Annotated in this window: 20 protein-coding genes; 5 read left to right on the top strand and 15 right to left on the bottom strand. The window is 53.0% G+C overall.

Going from position 1 to position 22,518, the window contains the following annotated elements; translation table 11 throughout:
• The 3 genes from EDF81_RS02920 (at position 1) to EDF81_RS02910 (ending at position 2,085) form a co-directional block, all read left to right on the top strand.
• Positions 1 to 891: a hypothetical protein gene (locus EDF81_RS02920; RefSeq protein ID WP_123346076.1), complete on the top strand. Its 891-nt coding sequence runs from the start codon at positions 1 to 3 to the stop codon at positions 889 to 891.
• Positions 892 to 967: 76 nt separating this feature from the next.
• On the top strand, positions 968 to 1,600 hold the full coding sequence (locus EDF81_RS02915; RefSeq protein ID WP_123347654.1) for a hypothetical protein: 633 nt from the start codon (positions 968 to 970) through the stop codon (positions 1,598 to 1,600).
• Positions 1,601 to 1,620: 20 nt separating this feature from the next.
• Positions 1,621 to 2,085: a hypothetical protein gene (locus tag EDF81_RS02910; RefSeq protein WP_123346074.1), complete on the top strand. Its 465-nt coding sequence runs from the start codon at positions 1,621 to 1,623 to the stop codon at positions 2,083 to 2,085.
• 43 nt (positions 2,086 to 2,128) lie between these two features.
• On the opposite strand, the gene EDF81_RS02905 is transcribed toward EDF81_RS02910, so the two are convergent.
• Together EDF81_RS02905 and EDF81_RS02900 are read right to left on the bottom strand one after the other, a co-directional pair.
• A complete protein-coding gene (locus EDF81_RS02905) occupies positions 2,129 to 2,869 on the bottom strand; it encodes an NADPH-dependent oxidoreductase (RefSeq protein ID WP_123346072.1) in 741 nt (246 codons plus the stop codon).
• A gap of 211 nt (positions 2,870 to 3,080) precedes the next feature.
• Positions 3,081 to 4,058, bottom strand: a complete 978-nt coding sequence (locus tag EDF81_RS02900; protein ID WP_123346070.1) for a nitronate monooxygenase family protein — start codon at positions 4,056 to 4,058, stop codon at positions 3,081 to 3,083.
• Between the two features lie 162 nt (positions 4,059 to 4,220).
• Here EDF81_RS02900 and EDF81_RS02895 point away from each other — a divergent pair, with 162 nt between their 5' ends.
• A complete protein-coding gene (locus EDF81_RS02895) occupies positions 4,221 to 5,117 on the top strand; it encodes a LysR family transcriptional regulator (protein ID WP_123346068.1) in 897 nt (298 codons plus the stop codon).
• 371 nt (positions 5,118 to 5,488) lie between these two features.
• On the opposite strand, the gene EDF81_RS02890 is transcribed toward EDF81_RS02895, so the two are convergent.
• The 3 genes from EDF81_RS02890 to EDF81_RS02880 form a co-directional block, all read right to left on the bottom strand.
• Positions 5,489 to 5,803 carry a hypothetical protein gene (locus tag EDF81_RS02890; RefSeq protein ID WP_221180802.1) on the bottom strand — a complete coding sequence of 105 codons (315 nt, stop codon included), beginning with the start codon at positions 5,801 to 5,803 and terminating at the stop codon, positions 5,489 to 5,491.
• 355 nt (positions 5,804 to 6,158) lie between these two features.
• Positions 6,159 to 7,058, bottom strand: coding sequence for a hypothetical protein (locus tag EDF81_RS02885; protein ID WP_148049900.1), 900 nt, complete (start codon positions 7,056 to 7,058; stop codon positions 6,159 to 6,161).
• Between the two features lie 8 nt (positions 7,059 to 7,066).
• Positions 7,067 to 8,626 carry a methyl-accepting chemotaxis protein gene (locus tag EDF81_RS02880; protein ID WP_123346064.1) on the bottom strand — a complete coding sequence of 520 codons (1,560 nt, stop codon included), beginning with the start codon at positions 8,624 to 8,626 and terminating at the stop codon, positions 7,067 to 7,069.
• 458 nt (positions 8,627 to 9,084) lie between these two features.
• Between EDF81_RS02880 and EDF81_RS02875 the strand changes: the two genes are divergently transcribed.
• Complete coding sequence (locus EDF81_RS02875; RefSeq protein WP_123346062.1) at positions 9,085 to 9,924, top strand: histidine phosphatase family protein; 840 nt, start codon at positions 9,085 to 9,087, stop codon at positions 9,922 to 9,924.
• On the opposite strand, the gene EDF81_RS24190 is transcribed toward EDF81_RS02875, so the two are convergent.
• The 10 genes from EDF81_RS24190 to EDF81_RS02830 form a co-directional block, all read right to left on the bottom strand.
• Positions 9,869 to 9,994: a hypothetical protein gene (locus EDF81_RS24190; RefSeq protein WP_260232641.1), complete on the bottom strand. Its 126-nt coding sequence runs from the start codon at positions 9,992 to 9,994 to the stop codon at positions 9,869 to 9,871. The genes EDF81_RS02875 and EDF81_RS24190 overlap by 56 nt on opposite strands.
• A gap of 86 nt (positions 9,995 to 10,080) precedes the next feature.
• Positions 10,081 to 10,995, bottom strand: coding sequence for a bestrophin family protein (locus EDF81_RS02870; protein ID WP_123346060.1), 915 nt, complete (start codon positions 10,993 to 10,995; stop codon positions 10,081 to 10,083).
• Positions 10,996 to 11,221: 226 nt separating this feature from the next.
• Positions 11,222 to 12,673 carry a tagaturonate reductase gene (locus EDF81_RS02865; protein WP_123346058.1) on the bottom strand — a complete coding sequence of 484 codons (1,452 nt, stop codon included), beginning with the start codon at positions 12,671 to 12,673 and terminating at the stop codon, positions 11,222 to 11,224.
• Between the two features lie 171 nt (positions 12,674 to 12,844).
• Positions 12,845 to 15,139: a hypothetical protein gene (locus EDF81_RS02860; protein WP_148049899.1), complete on the bottom strand. Its 2,295-nt coding sequence runs from the start codon at positions 15,137 to 15,139 to the stop codon at positions 12,845 to 12,847.
• Between the two features lie 401 nt (positions 15,140 to 15,540).
• Complete coding sequence (locus EDF81_RS02855) at positions 15,541 to 16,068, bottom strand: GNAT family N-acetyltransferase (RefSeq protein ID WP_123346053.1); 528 nt, start codon at positions 16,066 to 16,068, stop codon at positions 15,541 to 15,543.
• Between the two features lie 73 nt (positions 16,069 to 16,141).
• Positions 16,142 to 17,110, bottom strand: coding sequence for a sensor domain-containing diguanylate cyclase (locus EDF81_RS02850; RefSeq protein WP_123346051.1), 969 nt, complete (start codon positions 17,108 to 17,110; stop codon positions 16,142 to 16,144).
• Positions 17,111 to 17,161: 51 nt separating this feature from the next.
• Positions 17,162 to 18,154 (bottom strand): sensor domain-containing diguanylate cyclase, encoded by a 993-nt coding sequence (locus EDF81_RS02845; RefSeq protein ID WP_123346049.1) that lies wholly within the window; start codon positions 18,152 to 18,154, stop codon positions 17,162 to 17,164.
• A 180-nt stretch (positions 18,155 to 18,334) separates the two neighbouring features.
• Complete coding sequence (locus EDF81_RS02840) at positions 18,335 to 19,771, bottom strand: GGDEF domain-containing protein (protein ID WP_123346047.1); 1,437 nt, start codon at positions 19,769 to 19,771, stop codon at positions 18,335 to 18,337.
• 127 nt (positions 19,772 to 19,898) lie between these two features.
• Positions 19,899 to 20,825, bottom strand: a complete 927-nt coding sequence (gene glsB / locus EDF81_RS02835) for a glutaminase B (protein ID WP_123346045.1) — start codon at positions 20,823 to 20,825, stop codon at positions 19,899 to 19,901.
• Positions 20,826 to 20,888: 63 nt separating this feature from the next.
• The gene (locus EDF81_RS02830; RefSeq protein WP_123346043.1) at positions 20,889 to 22,478 is read right to left on the bottom strand and encodes a methyl-accepting chemotaxis protein; all 1,590 of its coding nucleotides are present in this window, start codon (positions 22,476 to 22,478) and stop codon (positions 20,889 to 20,891) included.
• Positions 22,479 to 22,518: the final 40 nt, after the last annotated feature.

Below are 22,518 nucleotides of genomic sequence, written 5' to 3'. Positions count from 1 at the left end.
ATGAAAACTGCAGCAAAATTAAGTGTACTTGGCGCAAGCGTTTTACTGTTGGCCGCCTGTGACAGCCTGGATCCGGACAGTACCAAAAATGAATTCTGGTACAGCAACCCAACCGGACAGACCCTCACTTTTAAGGTTGATGACAAGGATTACACGCTGGAGCCGGGCAAAGCCGCCATGCTGAAGCTGTCGCCGGGCATGCATAAAATGCAAACGGCTAAAGGGACGCAGCAGGACTTTATGGTGTATGAGAACAACAGCGGCGGTATTATTAATCCCAATAGCTATGTCTACTATATGATGTCGGAAGTTTATGCGGTGGAAGGGAACGCGAAAAGCTTCAGGCCAGCCGTGTATGACGTCACCATCAACGGGCATGAGCTCAGTATGCCGGTTCGCAGCAGCAATGCTGTCCTGATTGACCATAACCTGTTTAACTGCAGTTATCCTCTCGGCGAAGCTTTCCCGACCGAGATCACCACCAGTAGTCAGTCTAAGGGCAACATTAAAACCAAATGCTTCGATAAAACGGAGCTGCTGGCCTATCTCGCTTCGGAATATGGTGAGAAACTGGAGCCCGCAACGCCCGCAGATGCGGCTAAAGACAGCATCAACCGAATCTTTAATTATGAGATCCCGCAGCCGGCGTTTAAAGATGCTGAGACTCAGAAAGAGGCGACAAAATTAACCGACCTGCTTAAACAGATCCAGACTTCTGATGACGTGGATATCCATGACAAGCTGAATAAAGATCTGCATCAGGCTTCAGTCGACGTGGTCGGCGCCGCTGTCAAAATGATGGCAAACAGTACCGTTGCGGAAAATGAGTATTACAATAAGTTTATTAATCAGACCGGTGAGTTCAGAACTTACGGCGTGATGCCGAAGTAAATCTGCGCAGGGACCAGGGCCGCTTATGGGAACACTCCCACAGGCGGCCTCTTTTATCTATAAGGATAAATATGCAATGTCTGCTTTACTGGAACAGCTTCATACCATAACAGAAACTAAAATAACCATTCCGGCTGAAATATCAGCCTTATATCACTGGATAGAACAAAACGGGTTAATTGAAAAGTATGACAGTGGTTTCCTGGGCGGAAGAATTAGCGAGGAGTGGGATAACGTACCGGATGTCACCTTCACCGCGTCCTACCATGATGCCCTTCGTTACTGGTTCGATGTGCCCGCAGTGACGGAAGAAATCGCCGCAAGACTGGTGATTTTTGCCTCCAGCGGCGCGGACGGTTCGATGCTGGGCATGTGGCTTGACGATGACAGGCAGGTCAGATTTGTGCATCTTGGCTCCGGTTCGGGTTCGCAGTTGTGCTGCATCGTCGCCCGTAATGCCAGAGATTTTCTCTCTCTGCTTGCGGTGGGATACAATGAGCTCGGGATGGTGTACGATTTTTCCTTATCGCCTGAAGAGGTACATGAAGGCGGGGAACTCAATGCTTCGTTCCTGGAATGGTTAAAAGAGACGTTTAATATTACCCGGCCAGAGAATGCCGCACAGATCGTGGGAGAGACTCCCGAGATCTGGTGCGAAACCACCTCGGATCCCTTTTGCCTGTGGTGTAATAAACAGTTTGGCAGCTGATTTTTGATAAGGCGGTAATAATGCATTTAATGATGGTGGTGATTTTTGCCTTCTTGACAAAACCATTTATTTTATCGCCAGTGGGGAAGGGCGATAAAGGTTTTTTCATGACGTACTTTGTCTATGGCGGCGTCGCATGTTTTATCTTTATGTTTTTATTTGTAGGTTATTTTAGCGGGATGTTTGCCGGTAATCCTGATGATTTTAATCTGCGCGGCGTGCTAAAGTCGGCGATGACGATCATGTCTTTTTATTTCATCGTTATTGCCATTGCGCTTTATAACATAGCCGTTCGCCCTGGCGGCTTTGGGAAAAAGATTGTCTGTTACTTCTTCATTCCCGTCCTGTTAATCCCGTCCCTGATAGGGATTATCATGAGCTTTTTCAGCTCCCTGATCTATTTAATCGCTTTGTATCTCGTTAATAGATTTGTCTGGAAGTGGGATATGATTGATTATCTGAAAAGGATAAGGACAGCGCGCTAAAAAGCCGTTCGGCAGCCATATCATGGCTGCCATCTGTCACGGATTATTTATCCACGCCAAAGCCCTGTTTCAGAAGTGCGGGGAGCACGTCCGGGAAATAAATGTGCTGGTAATAGCCGCTCACGCTTTCACTCCATGTCTCCCCATCGGTGCGGCTAATGGCCTGCCAGTGATCGGTCATCTGCTGGTTGTAGCGGGTGATTTTCTCTTCCAGGCCATCGGCGGCATAGACTTCGTCATGACGGAACGTCTCTAACGGAAGACGCGGTTTGTGATGCGAAGGGACATCAACGTGGCCAATCACCACGCCCGCCACGGGGAAGGTATGTTCCGGCAGCTCAAGTAGATCGATCATTGCCTGCGGGTGCAGACGGATACCGCCAATCGGTACGATTCCCAGCCCTTCGGAACGGGCCGCGGCCATCACCGAACCCAGCGCGATACCCACATCGGTTGCACCTGCGACCAGACTTTCAATGCTCTGATGCGCCACCTGTTCGTTGCCTGCCAGCTTCATGCCAACCTGCGTTTTGTACATATCCAGCACGAAGGTGATGAACACCGGAGCTTTGGCAATCCACGGCTGGCCGCCCGCTATCTGTGAAATCTGCGCGCGCTTCTGTGCATCGCGTGTGACAATGACCGAGACCTGTTGGGAGTGTACTGAAGTCGGGGCACGGTAGGCTGTGCTGATAATACGTTCAAGCGTGGCGTCATCAATGGCTTTATCGGTAAAGCTGCGCTCGCTTTTGTGGTCGTTAAACAGGTCAATAATCGTGTTCATAATATCTCCGGTGTGAATCGTAAAAGCCTAACAGCCCGGCGTCGTTTTGCATTTAACACTCTTTGCGGTATGCAGGCGAAGGTGAAGTTTGACGGATCCGGGGCGAGGGCGCTAACAACGCTATTTTCACAGGGGGATAAATAATTTTATGGCGCAGGCAGGCCGCAATGGCGCTCCGCACGGCATCCGGCGCGCCATCGCATTATTGATGTTAAACGTGCAGTTCAGCGACGACATCGGCAACGCTTTTCACGCTGTGAATGCTCCCGATACCTGTACCGAGTGAGATATAGCCGTCATCAGTATTACCTTCAAGCATACCAAGACGCAGACCACGTAATCCTCCCATCACCTGAGCCAGTTCTTCCTTGCTGGCACCCGATTTATCCAGCGCGACCAGTTTGTCAGCCAGTTTGCCCGGGAGCGAACGATAGTAATCCGGTAACGTGCGGAACAGACGCATGTCCAGCCCGTTGGCGGCGACGATTTTGTCTTTCACTGATTGCGGTACGCGGCTTTCAACGGTGCTGATAAATGCCGAACCGGCAAATACGCCCTGCGCGCCAAGGGCATGAGCGGCTCTGGCGGTTCGGCGATCGGTAATGCCGCCCGCGGCCATGACGGGGATATGTTTCACCGCGTCGGCGATCAGCGGCACAATGGAAAATGTACCTAATGCGACGCCGGGTAATGTACCGCCTTCATCAAATCCCGTAGCGACAATGATATCGGCGCCGGCGGCTTCCGCGATGCGGGTATTTTCCGGGGAGGGATTGATATCCCGATAGATGATTTTGATGCCCGCATTTTTCAATTCATCAAACAGGGCAGGGATCAGCGATCCCTCGCCGTAGCCGGTGTAGACCACGGCATGTACGCCTTCCTCTTTGATAACGTTAACAATGGAGGGCGTCCAGATGTCATTTTCAGCCATCGGGATCAGATTCACGCCGAAAGGTTTCTCGGTCAGCATTTTGGTCTTGCGAATTTCTTCGCGCATTTTTTCGGCGGTCGCTTCCGGGGTGGATACCGCGGTTTCCGCCGTTAACCCGGCATTGGGTCCCAGGACACCAAGACCTCCTGCATTGCTGACTGCAGCAACCAGGCGGGCATCGGTCAGCCACGAAAGCGGCCCTTGAATAACGTTTTTTTCAATACCCAGAATGTGGCAGACACTGTGATTTTGCATGAAGTATTTTCCTTTATCAGACAAGCACTAAGGCGGATTTTTTATCCGGAATAGCGCTAGTCTAAACGCCATTTTTATTCTTAAAAATAGCGAATATGCTTCATCACTTTTACTAAATAAGTAACAATAAGCTGGCGTTCCAACCCGACAGAGAAGTACACCATGCAGATCAATGTTTACGAGTTAATGCGGATCTTTATTGAGATCGTCGAGACAGGCAGTTTTTCCCAGGCATCGGAGAACTTACAAATCCACCGACCGGCAGTGACCAAAGCGCTGCAGCAGCTGGAGCTGCACTGCGGCGTGCGTCTGTTACACCGGACAACCCGACGCATTAACCTGACACCTGAAGGGGAAGAGTTTTACCGCAGCAGTAAGCCATTGCTGGAACAAACCGATGATTTGCTGGGGTCATTTTCCGCCGGCCGTTCGCTATCCGGGCAACTGCGTATCGATATGCCGGTATCGCTTGCCACACTGCTGGTTGTGCCCAATCTGCCTGATTTTTATCGCGCCTATCCCGGAATAGAAGTGGTGCTCAGCAGCTCCGACCGGCGTAAAGATATGCTGCGTGATGGTCTGGATTGCATTGTGCGTGTCGGTGCGCTGGAAGATGGTGACTATGTTGCGCGCTCACTGGGTAACGTAAAACTGATCACCTGTGCCAGTCCGGCATATCTTGCCGAACACGGTGTACCTGAAACGCTTGACGATCTGCAGCATCACCAGGGCGTTAACTGGTTCAACGTCAACAGTCGGCAAATTATGCCGTGGGTATTTCAGACACCATCCGGCATCGAGGAGATTCATCTGCCGGGGAAACTGGTGCTCGATAACTCAGAAGTCTACATTGTGGCTGGCCTGACAGGGTTGGGGTTACTGCAGGGAATGGATTTCTTTCTGCGGCCTTATATTAATGACGGACGCCTGGTAGAAGTGTTGCCAGGGAATCCGGTTCCGGCGCGGAGACTATCCGTACTGTATCCGCATCGACATATCTCGCCAAAAGTCCGGGTCTTTACGCAGTGGCTGGAGACGTTGTTGGAGGGGGTAAGGTGATGGTGGGAGGCTCTGGCTGTAGCGGCGTGGAACTCAAATATGCAATTTAACATAATATACATTATGCGCACTTAGGGGGCGTAAGGAAGAATCCAGCATTTAGTGGTCGTCATTGCCCTGGTTATTGATGGCCTCTGACAATGCCTTCTCCCGTGCTGATACCATCACCGTGGCCATCTTATACCGCGACTGCCCACCGGCACGGTTGTTTTGCCAGGTTTCTCCGTAAAGAAAAAGCGCCTGCAGAATCAGGCGCTTCAAAATGTCATGTTAATCGACATACTCACAGTTACAGCTGCTGTAGTCCATGTTCTTCCCTGTATACACGTGGCATGACTTTTCATGCACGTTGTCTTTGTAGAGTCGCACCGTCAGATGCGTTTTTTGTCCGTCGCGGTCTCATGAGGACCCGCGACAACCATGGCACCCGATCTGGCTCCGGCCATGTTGCTATAAGCCGCGACGGTTTTGCATTGCATGACGACGTTAGTGGCAGCCCTTTTACTCATCGGTTTTGTGGATGGCGCATCCCAGTTCGGGGAGAAATCAAGATAGGCCGCCATCGCATTCTGTGAACTGAAGAGAAACACTAACGCCATAATGGTGAAGAAGATCTTTCTCATATCAACTGCTGCCCGGCACCACATGTCTTGTTGCGTCTGTACTGCCTTATTGCTTTTAGCCATTTTCAAACTCCTAAAAATCATTATTTATAAGGAAGGTTCAGGAACTAGCTCAGGCTCCATTTGAAAAAATGGCAGAATATGAATAAAATATTTCCCCGTCATTGTATTGGAAATCACGGTAAGTCGTTAAGTTTTATTAGATATATTCAGCTCGAGTCGCAAATATTCTCAAGCCAAATCCCACACCACCGATGCGCCATTTGCGATAAGTAAACGCAGTGTATTGATCGGGGTGTGGTTAAATTAATAGAGAGATAATGAGTATTAACAAACTAAATTATCGATTATATCGATAGGCGTTTTTTTAAGTCGGTTGCCATTTCAGGCAACCGACTGATTTATATCTGGCTTTATGTTATTCACTCTGGATTTCTTCAGCATAGGCAGACCACATATAATTATCGCCAGTTTCGAACCAGCGAAGCCCGAAAATCTCCACGCTACCCTCGTCAAAAACCAGCAGTGCCGTGCAATCGATAACCTGACCGTCTTCCCGACGCTTCGCCTTGCCTTCGCAGAGCCATTCGGCAGTAGTTTTATTTAATTCAACGACATAGCTATAGTCGCCATATTTTAAGTCAAATTTAACTTTATCGCCTGCAATGCTCAGGCTGCTGAGCGCCGGCGGTTGCGAGATCCCATCAATGAGCGTCTGCGAGTTCCTATCAATGAGTTGGTAAAAGTCGCATTTATCCGTGTTTTTATATTTAACAGACATCGTTTGAACGGCTTTTTCAACAGGAACAATTTTTATTTTGACTGACTTTCCGGGGGTGCGATTAACCCGACTTAAGCTATCAAAAAGCCGGTCATATAATAAGGAATGCATCTCTTCATCAACCTCTTCGGAGAATTTGACAAGCTGCTTTTCCGTCAATTTTCCGTCAAGTTCAGGCTGATTATCCATATAGGCGGCGACGCTCATCCCCGCATAGCCAATAAATTTGCTAGGGCCAAAGATCCATTCGCCCTTTTCATCTTTGATCGCGTACCAGCATTTATATTTGCCAGACTGTGCGTAAACAGGATGATCGGGATTGCCGCGCATCCCGCCTGCAAACGCTTTAATGCCAGACGAGATTTCCGTTTTGCTGTTGCAGAGTTTAAACATGGCTGGTTCCTTACCGGGTGTTTTGGATTCGATAGAAGGCATATTAAATCCATTAACTCCAATAGATCCATTAGATCTTGCCGTTCGAAGTAAAAACAGCACTTTTTGCAAAAAGTCCCGGCCATACGACCAGGGCTTTGCCATCAGCAGCCTTACGCCGTTTTCAACTTAAACCGTGACACCGACTCCAGCAGCTGTGCCGCCTGCTCCTGCAGGCTCACGGTCGCAGCCGCGGTCTGCTCAACCAGGGCGGCATTCTGCTGGGTATCCTGGTCCATTAACGTGACAGCGTCACCGACCTGATTGACCCCGGCGCTCTGCTCCCGGCTGGCGGAGCTGATTTCCCCGACAATATCGGTCACCTTACGAATGGACATAACGACCTCATCCATGGTTTCCCCGGCGCGGTTGACCATCGCGGAGCCTTCATCGACGCGGTCGACGCTTTCCGTGATCAGGTTCTTCACCTGCTGGGCCGCATCGGCGCTGCGCTGGGCCAGATTTCGTACTTCACCGGCCACCACCGCAAAGCCTCTGCCCTGCTCTCCTGCCCGTGCGGCTTCGACCGCGGCGTTGAGCGCCAGGATATTGGTCTGGAATGCAATCCCGTCGATGACGCTGATAATGTCGAAGATTTTCGAGCTGCTGTCGTGGATAGCTTTCATATTATTGACCACCTGAGACATGATCTCGCCGCCGTTGGCCACTACGCCAGAGGCATGTTTCGCCAGTTGATTGGCCGTCTGAGCGTTGTCGGAGTTCTGCTGCACCGTGGATGAAAGCTGTTCCATCGAGGCACTGGTCTCTTCCAGCGCCGAAGCCTGGGATTCAGTGCGGCGGGAAAGTTCCTGGGTGCCGTCGGCAATTTCCCCGGAGGCCAGCGCGACCGTATGCGAAGCCTGCTGTACATCGACAATCAGGCTGGCAATTTGCGCCCGCATCAGGGTCAACTGGTATAACAGGCTGCTGGTATCTCCCGATTTGACTTCATTCCGGTCAGAAAGATCGCCTGCGGCAATATACTGCGCCATTGACATGGCCACCTGAGGATCGCCGCCAAGCTGACGAGATACCGAGCGATAGATCGAAATGCTCAGGCCGGTACCAATAATCAACGCCGATCCAATCAGGGCAATCAGCACCGTGGCGGTATGGGAAACCAGTTCGATACTTTCATCGCTGCTGGTTTTCACCGCGTGGTTATAGATATCGGCCACTTTTAACAGCGGCTCACGCACCATCACATGCAGCTTGTCGGTACCGGAGGCGATCTCCCGCAGCGCACCTTCGTTATCACCGGCATCGGAGAGCGCATAGACTTTAGCCATCGACGCTTTGTACTGAGGCCAGGCTTGTTCCGCCGCCTGGCTAAACGCCTTCAGCTGCGGATCCTGCTGGGCGCTGAGATAGCTGATGGCCTTTTGAATATCCGCTTCTGCCTTCTGGTTTAGCTCGATGGTCTGTGGACGTGAGCCCGGTGCGCCGGGAAAAACATAAGAGTATGAACGGCGGAAATGCGTTGCCATCTGGCGCGCCGCGGTGTTGAGGATCTGAACAGGAACCGCCCGCTCCTCATAAACAAACCTTTCACGCTCGCTGAGGTTGTGTAGTGCGTTAATACAAACAAGAACAATAAGTAACATCGCCGCCACGAAGAAAGCGGAAAGTAAAACCAGACGACGGGATAACCTGACTCGTTGAAGAAGGCCCATATATCTTGTCCTGCCATAAAAGATGAGAACTCTCCGTGACGCCAATGATCGGCCAATATTGCTGTTATTGGACATGGATCGACCGATCGCGTACGGAGATGCCGTTACTGAAAATAAACACCTGCTGACTACCATGTCAGGTCAACAAAGTGACGATCTGGCCTGTAGATATGCGGTGCTTACTCCTTGTATTAACGGCGAAAAACGGCCCCGCTTTACGAATTAATCTGAGTTATGTGACGCTGTTTGATATAGATCAGGCAAGTGGTAAACCAGGGTGCAAAATTTAGGATATGAACACGCTCACATTCGCACATTTTTATCAGTGCTATGGTCTGTTCTCACTGGATTGTTACTGTATGAACAGGCAAAACCTGCGTTTTTCTTCACGATCGGAACTCTCGCTCGCGAAAAAGAACGCAGGTTTTTTTGCGTATAAAACAGAGGGAACGTGACAGATGAAAAAATGGCTATTCGCTTTGCTTGTTATTTCAACGGTCGGCCAGCCGCTGATGGCTGAAGATAAGACCCATGTTAAATCGGATGAAGAGATCAATATCTACTTCGCTCGCCACGGAAAAACGCTGTTAAACACATTAGACCGCGTTCAGGGTTGGGCTGACTCCCCCCTTACCGAGGAAGGCAAGCAGGTTGCGCGCTATCTGGGTGAAGGGTTGAAAGGTATCCCTTTTACGCGTTTTTATTCCAGTGATGCGGGTCGCCAGCGTGAAACCATTGCGGTCATTTTAAAGCAAGCCGAAGTGACTGATTACCACCTTACTGAGCTGGAAGGCCTGCGTGAAGCTTATTTTGGTGGGTTTGAAGGCGGTTATAATAAAGATATGGCCAGCGCGGGTGCGCAGCAGCTAGGGCTGGCTGACGGTGCCGCGCTGTTCAGCGCGATGAAAGCGGGCAAGCTTCCGGTACGGGATAACCAGAATGCGCTGGCGAAAGCCGACCCGCAAGGGCTTGCAGAAAATTACGACCGGGTTAAAACGCGTACCCAGGCAGCGTTGGCCAGCATTGTCGAAGATGCGAAAGCCCATGGGGATAAACACGTCCTCGCCATTTCCTCGGGAACCGCGATGCAGATCATGATATCCGATCTGACGGAGGATACGGCTAAAAATAAACCGCTCTCCAATGCTGCCGTGGTCAAAATCGCCTACAAAGATGGCCGCTATAGGGTGCTGGAGGTAGGTACGCTGAAATACGTTGAAGCCGGAAAGAAATCTCTCGCGGCTAGCGCGGCAGATCGCGATCCGCCGCCATCACCACCTGCGACTGTCCCGCAATAAACGAGAAGTCCCAGGCCGTGGCGGCCAGCGACAGCAGCATTATGGCCGTCAGGATAACTATCATTGTCATTTTCATCATTTTTTCCCCGTTAACGATCCTGCCTTTATTTAACGGGGTAAATCTTAATAACAGCTTAACGCCCGGCTTTTTATCTATCAGGTCAGCTGATAGCGTCTGTCGGGCTGCATTTTCACAGGAACGTCTGCCTCGTCATTCATCTGTCGAAGATCGATCTCAAGCGCGTTGCAGATGGCATCCAGGGGCAGGTCGTTATTTTCCAGACCAAACGGCTCTTCCAGCTCTTCCGCCAGCGTATCCAGCGCAATAAAAGTGTAGGAGATCAGCACCGAGACAAAGGGCGTCATATAATGCAGATCGCTCACCAGGGCGAAAGGTAACATAATGCAGAACAGATAGACCGTGCGGTGCAGGATCAGCGTGTAGGCGAATGGCACCGGCGTATTGGCGATGCGTTCACAGCCTGCCAGCACCACGGAAAGATCGTTCATTCTCTGGTTCATGCTGTGAAACTGCATATCTGAAAAGCGCTGCTGGCGGTATTCTCGCGCCAGCCACTCGCCCATCAACAGCAGAATTCGGTTAACCGGGGAGTGGCTTCCCACCACCTTCGTGACCGCTTCCGCCGGGAGATATTCGGTGAGGGTCTGCGCCTGAGGAAAACGACGCAGGGTCATACGCAGGCTGTGGGCAAATGCGGTCTGCAGTCGGGCAAAATCACGGGTATCCAGCCCTTCTCCCCCGGCAATTTTCACTTCCCGCAGCAGAGAGCGCTGGGCGATAACCAGCTGGCCCCACAAGTGCCGCGCTTCATCATAGCGGGCGTAGCAGGCATTGTTGCGAAAACCGAGGAATATCGCGATAGCCACGCCAAGAATGCTAAAGGGCGCAATGGTCAGATGGATACCGAGCGAGCTGTACCAGGGCAAAAGCAGCAGTACGGCGAGAGACAGCAGGAAGTTCAGCAGCAGCCGGGATGTTATTTTTGCTAACACCGAGCCGTGCCAGACAAAGATCAGGGGCAGCCAGTGCTGTTGTGGTCGTACAATCATGGTTATTCAGGCTAAAATGGAGAGCCTGGATATTAAACGCGATCCAAATCACATATTCAAGCAAGTGCAGATCAAAACATTTACCTTTCCGTTACCAAATCCGCCCTTTTCTTCCTGCCCAGCTCCATCAAAGGCACGAAAGTTTCAGCCAGGTTTAATCAGTGGATATTGTATGTTGTAACTAATACAGGTGTATAAAAAACCCGGCAATCGCCGGGTCTCTCTTTTAGCACAGCGGCTTAACGGCAGCGCGCATGCCCTGGGTCACGATAGCATCCAGATCCTGCGCCACCTGCTCAACCAGGCCAGAAACCTGAGTCAGATCCTGCTCCCAGTGATCGCTGACGGCCAGTACGGAACGCACCAGCTCGCGGGTATCGATCAGACGGTCGCGATGCTGGCCCCACAGCTGCTGGAAAGTGGTCAGCCAGTGGGCATCATCCTGCACCGGATAAGCTTCGCCATTACGCTCACCGCGGTAGAAAGCGATCAGCGCCGCCAGGGCAAAGGTCAGGCGCGCCGGCAGTTTACCGGTCGCCTTCTGCCCGGCCAGAAGCTGCGGCAGGATACGGGTGCGGAACTTGGTCATCCCGTTAAGGGCGATGGAGAGCAGCTGGTGCTTAATATACGGGTTACGGAAACGCCCCGTTACCGCGCTGGCGAAGGATTCCAGCTCGTCTTTCGGCAGATCCAGCACCGGAATGATTTCCTGATAAATCGCTTTCTCCACAAAGGCACAGACTTCGGCGTCGTTCATCGCCTCGCCGACCGTATCCAGTCCAGCCTGGAACGCCACCGGCACCAGAGCCGTGTGCGCACCGTTGAGGATAGCCACCTTGCGCTCTTTATAAGGCTTGATATCGTCAACAATCAGCACGTTCAGCGGATAACCGTCAAGACGCAGTTCGGTGGCCAGTGATTTAGGCCCCTGAATCACAAACAGATAGAAATGCTCGGCGGTATCGAGGAAACCGTCTTTATAGCCCAGTTCCGCCTCCAGCGCCGCGACTTCATCACGCGGGTAGCCGGTCACGATACGGTCAACGAGGGTTGAGCAGAACGTATTCGCCTCGTTCAACCATTTTACAAAGGCTGCCGGCAGCGCCCATTCCTGAGCATAACGCAGTACCAGTTCACGCAGCGCATCGCCGTTGTAATCAATCAGCTCGCAGGGGATCAGCACCCAGCCTTTATCGGCCGCACCGTTGAAATGGGTATAGCGCTCGAACAGCAGACGGGTCAGTTTTGCCGGGTAGCTGACGGCAGGCGCATCCTCGAACTGATCACCGGCGTGATAGCTGATGCCCGCTTCGGTAGTGTTGGAAAAAACAAAGCGCATCTCAGGATTATGCGCCAGCTTCAGGAACTCATCGTAGTTGTCATACACGCTGATTTCACGGTTGACGGAACGAATCAGTCGCGCATCGCTGACGGCTTCACCCTGCTCGTTCAGACCGCGGATAATCGTGGTGTAAAGACCATCCTGGGTGCTGAGGGACGGCGGGAAATCGCTGGCAATCGGACGAACCACCACGATACCGGCGTTAAGATCGGTATGCTCATTCAGCAAATCGATCTGCCAGTCGACAAAGGCGCGCAGGAAGTTGCCTTCACCGAACTGAATGACACGCTCAGGGTAGCTGGCTCCGGGAAAATCGCGACGATTTAGTGTGTTCACAATGGGTTCCTTTTATGATTAGTCATACAACCTGAAGCTATTGGTCCAATAACTTATCAGACTTTACGACCGCTAAACCCTGTTTTGATCAATTCAAACATCTTATTAGTAAAAAAATTACAGAAACGTGCAGCAGACTGCAGCCACCGCTGCGGCCTGCTGCATTTCACACTAGATATCCAGAACGCTATCATCAAAGCCGACGGGCGCTTCAACATAGTGACTGAACTTATTCGCTAACCACGTCATATCGACACTGGCATTATCAACCGGCGGCACCATGCCCAGCGTTGAGCCACCGCCAAACATAATGTGCATAATGCCGTATTTCGGGAAGTCAGCGTATGCGGGTAGACTCACGTTAAAACCACCGTTCTTTTGATACATCGCTTCCGGCGTCTCCCCCACCAGAGCCACCATATTACCCGCGTTATTTTCGTCAAACTTGAAATTGCGGATGGCTGGATGAATGTTTTTAACATCGCTGCCCAGCGCCGGATCGCCGAGAATATAATTCGCGGCCGAGCCCCAGTGCTGGCTCTCAAAGCTGCTTGCCACACTGTCGTCGGTCAGCGGCGTTCTGCTGGATGGGATCTGCCATGGAATGACGGGCAGCGCCAGCTGTGCGCTGATTTCGGCGCAGTAGACAAAGTAGGCTTTCCATTCTGAAGGGCCGTAGCAATACGCATTCACATAAGAGCGCGTCGTCAGGTCATCGGCCTCGTAGCGGTCAATCGCCAGGAAATCCGGAATATAATTGCCGGTATAGACGCCCAACGTGGAGACATAATCGGCAGTCTGTCGCGCAGCTTTAATGGCCTTCTCATCCGTGGCATTGTCATAGACCCACTGGGATCCCCCGACGCCCCACAGGTTAATCTGCCAGCCAAAAGTGACGTCCGGAGCCAGGGTGCGAACCAGCCAGTTTACGCCCTGGATATAGCCTTTAATGTCATCGGTCACTTCAGCGGGGAGCGATTGCGTGATTTTCCAGTGCGCCAATGCCGCCTGCAGTGATGCCACAACCGGCATAGCATAATCTGCCGCCAGGTCATGCTGCTGGCAGGTTCCCAGCATATCCGGGTTAACAATAATCCCCACAGGTACTGGGTGATCGTCATCTTTATGTTTCAGCGCAGTCTGGAGCGTCAGAATAAAATTGGCAAAGCTGTGCGTCAGATGCTCGCTATTATTCAGTTCAGCCACGTCGCCACCGGAAAGCTGAACGGTATACGAGATCATTACCGGCAGAACCGGTTTGCTCAGGCTGGCTTCGATCTTCCTCGCCAGCGCGATGGTGTTTTCAGTCGCATAGTCGACTTCAAGGAACTGACCCGGATCGCCATCACCACCGCTGCCTGCATATTTGAAAATAGAGCTGGCATGCAATTCTGTCAGATACTGCTCATTATCCGCCGCAAGATTGGTGCAACCACCGAAAGTGAGATAATCGGAATTAAAGCCTTTAACCACCAGACTGGCTGATTTCTTGACCTTAATAGCCAGTAAATTATCCGTCGCAGCCACCGTAAAGGTATTATCAGCGCTGACGATATAAACCGTTTTATCGTAAATAAAATTCCCAACTTCTACGCTGTACTTACCCGGTTTTAATTTAACGGCAAAAGATTGCTGGCCACTTTTGATCACCACATGCTGAGCATAGGTCATGTCGCTGGATACCAGACGAACAGGGAAGCTTTTGCCGATATCGACCGTGGTCTGCAATGCCACAGCGACCTGGATAAAATCATCCGACGGCATAGCCTCAACGGTGACATTGCTTTCATCCAGCGCAATGCTGACGGTATCGTTAGACAACGAATACGTCGGGACCGTGAAGGTATAGCGCTGATTGTTTAATGTCACTGACGCAATGCTGACCGTCAACTGGCCGGTTTCAGGCAGATTGCTGAGATGGATGTTTTCACCCGGACGCAGAGTAAAAGCGTGCTGATAGCTGCTGCCAACGGCAAGTGAAACCGCCAGGACTTCCTCACTCAGTTCGCTAAGCGCGCCAATTGAAAAATCAACCGAGCTGGATTTCATCACCTTGCCAAAAGAGAATGCCAGCCGGGTGGTTTCCCCTGTCACCACGTCAATCGCGGAATCGCCGTCAATAAGCGTCTCCAGCGTAATGTTGCCGTCTTCACTGACCAGATTATCGACGCTGACATCATACTTTCCGGCAACAAGTTGGCCGGTGACGCTCTGGCCGGGCTTGATATGATAAGGATATTGCGTGCCAGACTGCGAAAAATACACGGCAAAAGGGACATCCTGCAGTGCCGCAACGGGTGAAGCAACACTGGTCATTTCCACCGTGCCGTAAATATCCGGCTCAGCGTCAACCGTCAGTTCAATGGTATCCAGGAAAGGTTCCAGCGCCGTTGAAAGATCGGGGTCACCTGAGGCGGAATTAAAACCGATGACGATGTCGTTATCAGCATCTATAGTGAAAGCCAAACTCTCTTTTGCGGTAATTTTCACCGCAACGTTGAACAACTGGTCACTGACTTTAGTCAGAGTGACATCAGAAGAATAGGTATTATCCCATTTATTAAACTGGATATCCTCACTGGAAATGCTTACCGGGCTTTGGAAATAAATCTCCAGAAAATTGCTTACCGTTACCTTACTGCTGTCGCTATTTTTGATATCAGAGAGCTGTACTGATGAATAGTATTCACCAGTGGTTCCTACGGTCGTTTTGAACAATAACACCACGCCAACCTCACTTATATTATCATTGAATGGAGGAGGTGAATTATATTCAGGAGGAACGATATAGCAATCTCAATAATTAACATGAGCATTGCGAAAATTAATTGGGTCAGAAATTAATATCTCTGACCCACGATAAAATATTAAAGGAATTTATAGAATACCGTGGTGCCGGTCATTTCTCCGTCAGGCATCAGGGCATAGCGCGGGATCATCCCCGCCTTCTCCCAGCCGCAATGAGCGTAAAAGGTCTCGGCCCCGCTCCCGGTGGCCGTGTCCAGCACCAGAACGTTTTTCCCGTGCGCCACGGCGACCTTTTCAAGCTCACACATCAACAGGCGCGCTATCCCCTGGCGGCGGGCGCGATCGTGCACAAGCAGCTTGGCAACGTCAGCCCGGTGGTTCTGGTTTTCCGGCTGGTCGATAATCAGCTGTACCGTACCCTGTAATTGCTCGTGTTCGTCGAAAGCCCCGAGCACCACTCGTTCATTGTCGGCAACGCTGCGGGCCACTTTTTGCCAGAATGCGGCGGCCTTATCGCGGCCAAAAGGCAGCATAAAGCTGACGGATGCGCCGCCGTTTACGCTGTTTTCCAGGATGTCACATAAAGGATCGAGATGGGCCAGAATCGCATCCCGGGAGAGGACTCGAACGGTGTGTAGCGTCGTCATATAATTCTCCTTATCAGACGCTACTATGTCTGCAACCTTTTGATAACACAATATGCGCCAGCAGAGGCTTTCCTTATACCTCGCCGTGATGCTCCGCCTTCATGGCGTACATCCGTCTGTCGGCGACCGACAGCCAGCTTTGCAGATCGCTAAAGCTATCGTGGTTAAACTCGGTGACGCCCCAGGAAAACGCCAGCTGCCAGGGATAACCAGAGGTTTTATTGAACGCTGCGGTCTCATCGACCAGATGCTGCATTGCAATCCACGCGCCCTTCTCATCCGTGTCCCCAAACACAATGGCGAACTCATCCCCGCCATAGCGCACCAGCAGATCCGATTCGCGGAAGCAGCGCTTGAGGAGCGCAGCCATCGCGCACAGCGCCTCATCCCCGGCACGGTGACCAAAGGTATCGTTAATCTGCTTAAACTTATCGAGGTCGAGCCAGCCGAGCGTCAATGGCTCGGCGCGGCGTCGTGCCGCCGAAATGGCGAAGCTCGCCAGGTTGCGAAACGCACGTCGGTTAAACAGGCCGGTCAATTCATCGGTGGTTGCCGCACTGACGCCGGCAAACTCATCCTCGACGATCCGGGCCAGATCCTGCAGATTCGCTAAATCCGCTTCGCTAAACTCACGCGGCTGATAATCCACCAGGCAGAAAGATCCAACCATCGCCCCGTCCGGCAGGCGTAGCGGATGGCCAGCATAAAAACGGATATGCGGCTCTCCTGCAACCATCGGATTGGCGCAGAAGCGGTCATCCTGTGTCGCATCGGTGATAATCAGGGGCGTCTCATGGCGGATTGTGTGGGTGCAGAACGAGTTTTTACGTGCGGGGGCGCTATAGGCCAGCCCGTCACAGGATTTAAAGACCAGCGCCTCTGCATCCACCAGCGCGATCAGGGAGACCGGAACGTTAAACAGACGTCGTGCCAGGCGGGTCAGGCGGTCGAAACGCTGCGAATTACCCGGCTCCAGCAGGCCAGACTCGTGCAGAGAGGCCAGACGTTGCGATTCATCAACAGGGGGGGCGGTCGGCTTCATCACATCTCCTTAGCGGAATCTCTTTAGAGTGTAGCCGCTTTCCCGCCGTCGTCAGTGGGTGAAGATACGATTCTTTCCTTCCCGCTTTGCGTGATAGAGAGCATCATCCGCCGCTTTTAGCCAGTCATCTGCCCGGATCATGTCCGGCGTGGCGCGGGCAATACCGATACTCAGGGTACAGATCATCGCCCGGTCTGGCAGCAGGATCATCGCCGCCGCCGCATCCATGATGCGAATGGCGATAGCCTTGGCTTCATCGGACGTGGTTTGCGGAAGCAGGATCACAAATTCATCCCCGCCAAGCCGTGCGGGCGTGTCGTTTTCGCGGCTGGTTGCCTGCAGGATTTGTGACACCGTCACCAGGAGCGTGTCCCCGACCTTATGCCCAAAGCGGTCGTTGACCTCTTTAAAATTGTCCATATCGATAAACATCAGCGCCGAACTGTGGCAGGTCTGGTTAAGCTTATACAGCTCGCTATCGATGCGCTGCTCAAGCAGGCGGCGGTTGGCGATATCCAGCAGCGGATCCATCATCGCGATACGCTCCAGCTCATGGCTTTTCAGACGCAGCCTGGAGGCAATCATATCGGTGAGCACGCTCAGGGCAATCAGGTAAATGGCGATCAGCGGCAGCGTGGCGAACATCGTGCGCTGCGACACCAGCGGATTGAATGCCATTCCCTGCGATAGCCAGCAGAGGGCAAAAACGCTGACCATCACCGCCGCCGCTTTGCGCAGCAGAGGCAGTCCTCCGGCCGAGAGCCTGTCAGAGAGCAGAATGGTTGCAATCACCACCGAAGGGAGTGGACTCACCGCCATGATGGCTATCCAGAACCCACCCGCGGCGGCATCAATAATGAGGTTCTGGTGTTCACTGACCAGCGGGAGTACGGCTCTGCGGGCGCGGAACCAGGCGACAGAGGGCCAGATAAAAGCGTTAACCGCCAGTAGGCCAATAAACCACGGCGAGCGCTGGTGTTCCAGCAGTACCGAAAGGATAGGGAAAAAACACAACAGCGTGCCGAGAATACGCATCAGAAACATACGTCTGACAAACTTACTTCCGGTGACTTGCTGATGCATCGTGGGTTTGTCAGTTACCGTCATCACATTGTTTCCGCTCTCTGGGCGGCGCTATCTTAGTAACCTTATAAAATCGTATCAAGCGATATCATTTAACAGGTTAGTAAATTCCGTGTAAAAAATGGCCATACGCACTCGACATCAGGGCGTCGCCTGCGAAACGGCCTCGTCCACCACCAGTTCCCGGGAGGAAATACGGTTTCGCCCCCCTTTCTTGGAGCGATACAGAAACTCATCCGCGTCGGCCAGCAGCTGGTTAAACAGCGAGGTGGACTGCCCCTGACCGATCCGTCCCTTAGCCACGCCAATACTGACGGTAATAAACAGGGTCTGATTACGCCAGTGGAACGGGCAGCTTTCGATCCGCTGACGCACGCTTTCGGCAAGATGCACGCCTTTGAGGGGTTCGGTAGTGGTTACCACGACGGCGAACTCTTCCCCACCCATACGGGCCACCATACTGTGCTCGCCGACCGCCTGCCGCACTTCCTCAGCAAAGGCGGCCAGTACCTGGTCACCGCACTCGTGGCCGTAGTTATCATTAATGTTTTTAAAGTAATCGATATCCAGCAGCATCACCGTCATATGTTGTCCGGTGGTAAACGGGCGTTTCTGCAGAGCTTCATACAGGCCGGAACGGGAATAGACCCGGGTCAGATAGTCATAGTCGGCGCGCAGGGAAACCTGGTTCATCAGGCTATTAATCGCTGCCACGCTGGTAGAGACAATCACCGGGCAAACCGCCATGGTTGCGATACCGAGACGCGCGGAGAACATTTGCGGCGTCTCAAGCGGCGAACCGACCGCAATATCAATGATCGAGTTGGCCACGAGGATCACCTCGGTGGCGCCCGTCACAAAGGTCAGCAGGCAGGTGGCCGGCAGTGAATAGCGGATAGCACACCAGATCAGCGCCGGGAGCGGAAACGCCAGACTGCCCGCACCGCCGATGGTTACCGACGCCACCATTGAAGCAATCAACGCCACCAGCGGCATCACCTGGCGCAGAGAGAGAACCGGCAGGCTGCGCGGCCAGGTCAGGGTCAGAATACAGGGGACAATTAACACCCCGGTGGAGAACTGCTCGCCAAACCAGTCGGCCACCAGCGGGAAAAAGGTCAGGCTGTTAAAACTGACGGATCCCGCAGCCCCCAGCAGCCCACAAAAAAAGGCACCGACCATGCAGTAGGCGAACAGCTTGAGCGCATTCAGCGGGCCCGGTGCCGCGTTTGGCCGCTTTTTATCGCGCAGCACGCACATCGCCACGATCACGATAAACACCATATTGGAGAGATTAATCACCAGCGAGGCGGTGCCCCACTCGGTAGTCAGCGCATCCAGACCCAGCATCGTGAGGTAGCAAACGGCATAGTAGTGCAGACGATTCAGCCAGACATAGCGGGCAAAAACCCCGGCCATCACGCCGTTTAGCGGCCAGAAAAGGGAGAGTTCCTCCACCAGGCGTAACATGGCACCGACGGCGTAGAAAAGGGCCGTGATAACAACAATGGTCAATATATTAAGCAGCCGACGATCTTCGCGGAAAAAAGAAAACGATGGTGTCGAAAATGTGTGCATTAACAATCTGGTCCTGTAATCACGCCTTGTTATTATTTTGTTATTGGCGGTAAATTTTAACAATATTAGCACGATTTGCGTCGGCCGGAACGTTAAGACAAATTAATACACTATTGCGTCTCATTCGTCAGTACACCGACCTGCCCAGTCGCTGGCTCAGCATCTCCAGCACCGCCACGCCGGCCAGAGAATTCCCCGCCTCGTCGAGCTCGGGGCTCCAGACGGCAATCGCCATTTCGTGGGGCACAATCGCCACAATCCCGCCGCCGACGCCGGATTTAGCCGGCAGCCCTACCCGCCAGGCAAACTCCCCGGCGTTCTGGTACATCCCGCTGGTTGCCATCAGCGCGTTCACCTGTCGGGCCTGGCGGGATGAGATCACCGGCGATGCCCCGCCGGGCGCCAGGCCCTGGGCGGCAAGGAATAAAAACGTCTGCGCCAGTTCAACGCAGCTCATCCTCAGCGCGCAGTAGTGGAAATAGTTTTGCAGCACAACGCTGACATCATTATGGAAGTTGTCGAAAGATTTCATCAGCCAGGCGATGGCCGCATTGCGCGCCGAATGGTCAAGCTCCGAGCGGGCCACCACGGGATCGTAGGCGATATCCGCCACGCCGCTGAGCTGACGCACGATCTCCAGCATTCGCTGACGCGGCGCGCTCAGGCGGCTCTGAAGCATATCGCACACCACCAGCGCCCCGGCGTTGATAAAGGGATTACGCGGTTTCCCCTGTTCTATCTCCAGCTGCAGCAGGGAATTGAACGGCTGTCCGGAAGGATCGCGTCCAACCCGCTGCCAGATCTCCTCTTCCTGATAGTGGTTCATAGCCACCACCAGGCTCAGCACTTTTGAAATCGACTGAATAGAAAAACGCTCGTCCGCATCGCCGGCAGCGTAGCGCTCCCCGTCAACGGTGCAGATCGCAATGCCCAGCTTATCGCCGCTCACCGAGGCCAGGGCGGGTATGTAATCCGCCACCTTGCCGCGCCCGGCGAGCAGTTTCGCCTCGGTCAGAATCGACCCCAGCATCTCATTATTTATGACCGTAGCCACTCTTGTGCTCCTTGCCTCCAGGTCATCTCAGAAGCGGGAGTATACCAGGCTACAGCCCTGCCGTCAGGCCGGAAGCCGAAAACGCGTCACCGCCTGGAGCAATTGATGCGACTCACTTTGCAGCTGGCGCGAAGCTTTCGAGGCGTGTCCCACCAGTTCACCGGTCTGCTTCGCCACCTGATTCAGGTTATGCAGCTGGCGGGTCATATGGTGAATACTCTCTCCCTGACTTAAGGTGGCACCCGAAATATCGTTCAGCAGACCGCTCAGGTTCCCCACCAGGCCGGTGACCTTTTGCAGATTACTCTCCAGCCGCCCCACCGCCTTGCTACCGTCCTCAATCCCCTGCAGCGAGTGGTTAATTAACTGCTGAATCGTCTGGGTGGAGTGGCTGCTTTTACGCGCCAGCAATCCCACTTCTTTAGCGACCACCGCAAAGCCACGTCCCTGATTACCGGCATGGGCCGCCTCAATCGCCGCGTTAAGTGCGAGAATGTTGGTCTGGAAGGCCACGTTATCGATTAAGGAGACGATACCGCGCATCTCCGAGGAGCGATCGACAATCGCCTGCATGGAGGCGTTCACGGTTTCCATCATCCGGTCGCCGCCTGCCGCCACTTCCCGCGCTTCGCTGGCACGGACGCTGGCCTGCTGCGCGTAGCCTGTATTCCCCTCAACGTGGGACTCCAGGCTGGCAATATGCGCGGTGACCTCTTCCAGCTCCAGCTCCTGACGCTCCGCCTGCTGCTGTAGCTTATTGTTCCCTTCCGCCAGATGGCCAATATTCTGCACCATCGCCGTCGTGGCATCGTTAACCTGCATCACCAGCTTTTGCAGGCCGGTCTGCATCTCTCCGATGCTGAGGCTAAGCTGATCCACCTCGCGGTTAAAGCGCGATACCTGCGGCAGCGGGCTGGAGAGATCCCCGGCAGCCAGGGTATTGATATGGGCAATCATCTTACGCACGGGCGCAATGACCCAGCGCGACATACCAAACCAGACCAGGAAGGCGATCACCACCAGCACCGCCGGTGCCAGCAGGAACAGCGTCTGTAGCGAACTCAGACTCCCCATTAACACCTGACGACCGCGATCGGCCTGCTGCTCGCTGGCCTGCTGAAAGCGGGCATAGTTATCGTTGAAGTCGCTCTGAAACGCCTGTACCGGCACGGCAAAGAAGGCGTCAATGGACTGGGTTTTGGTCAGGCCATCCGCCTGCTCTTTGAGCGCGTCATAAAAGAACTGATAGCTGTTAACCAGTCCCTCATCCTTCGGCGGATTCAGCGCCTGCCACGCCTGCCAGGCGGTGTTGGATTGTTTCAACGCCTCCTGGGCTTCGTCCATCAGACTGTGCCAGCTGCCTTCTGAGCCGGTTTCTTTATCCTGCATAAAATAGACGCCGGCCCGGTTAAGCAGATCGCTGGCGGTCAGCAGCGAGATACGCGCCGCATCCACCTGCACCTGCTGCTGATGAGCCTGCTGGTTGCGCTGCTCATTATGCTGGGCGTTGCGCAGTGACGTTGTGAGTAAAACTGTGGAAGAGATCTGCAGAGCGGAAAAGAGACCGATAACGCAAAAAATACCCGCAAGCAGACCAAAGTGCCGTGGAATAAAACGCCGTCCTTGGTGACGGAAAAATTGTTTGAGATTCATGATCTTCTTCTGTAAGAGCACACACTCCGTAAGTGTACGA

Origin of the sequence: Enterobacter sp. BIGb0383 (genome assembly GCF_003751845.1) — a bacterium.
Taxonomy (GTDB): Bacteria; Pseudomonadota; Gammaproteobacteria; order Enterobacterales; family Enterobacteriaceae; genus BIGb0383.
The sequence above is the reverse complement of the archived record's forward strand: the minus strand, read 5'-3'. Positions and strand labels throughout refer to the sequence as shown.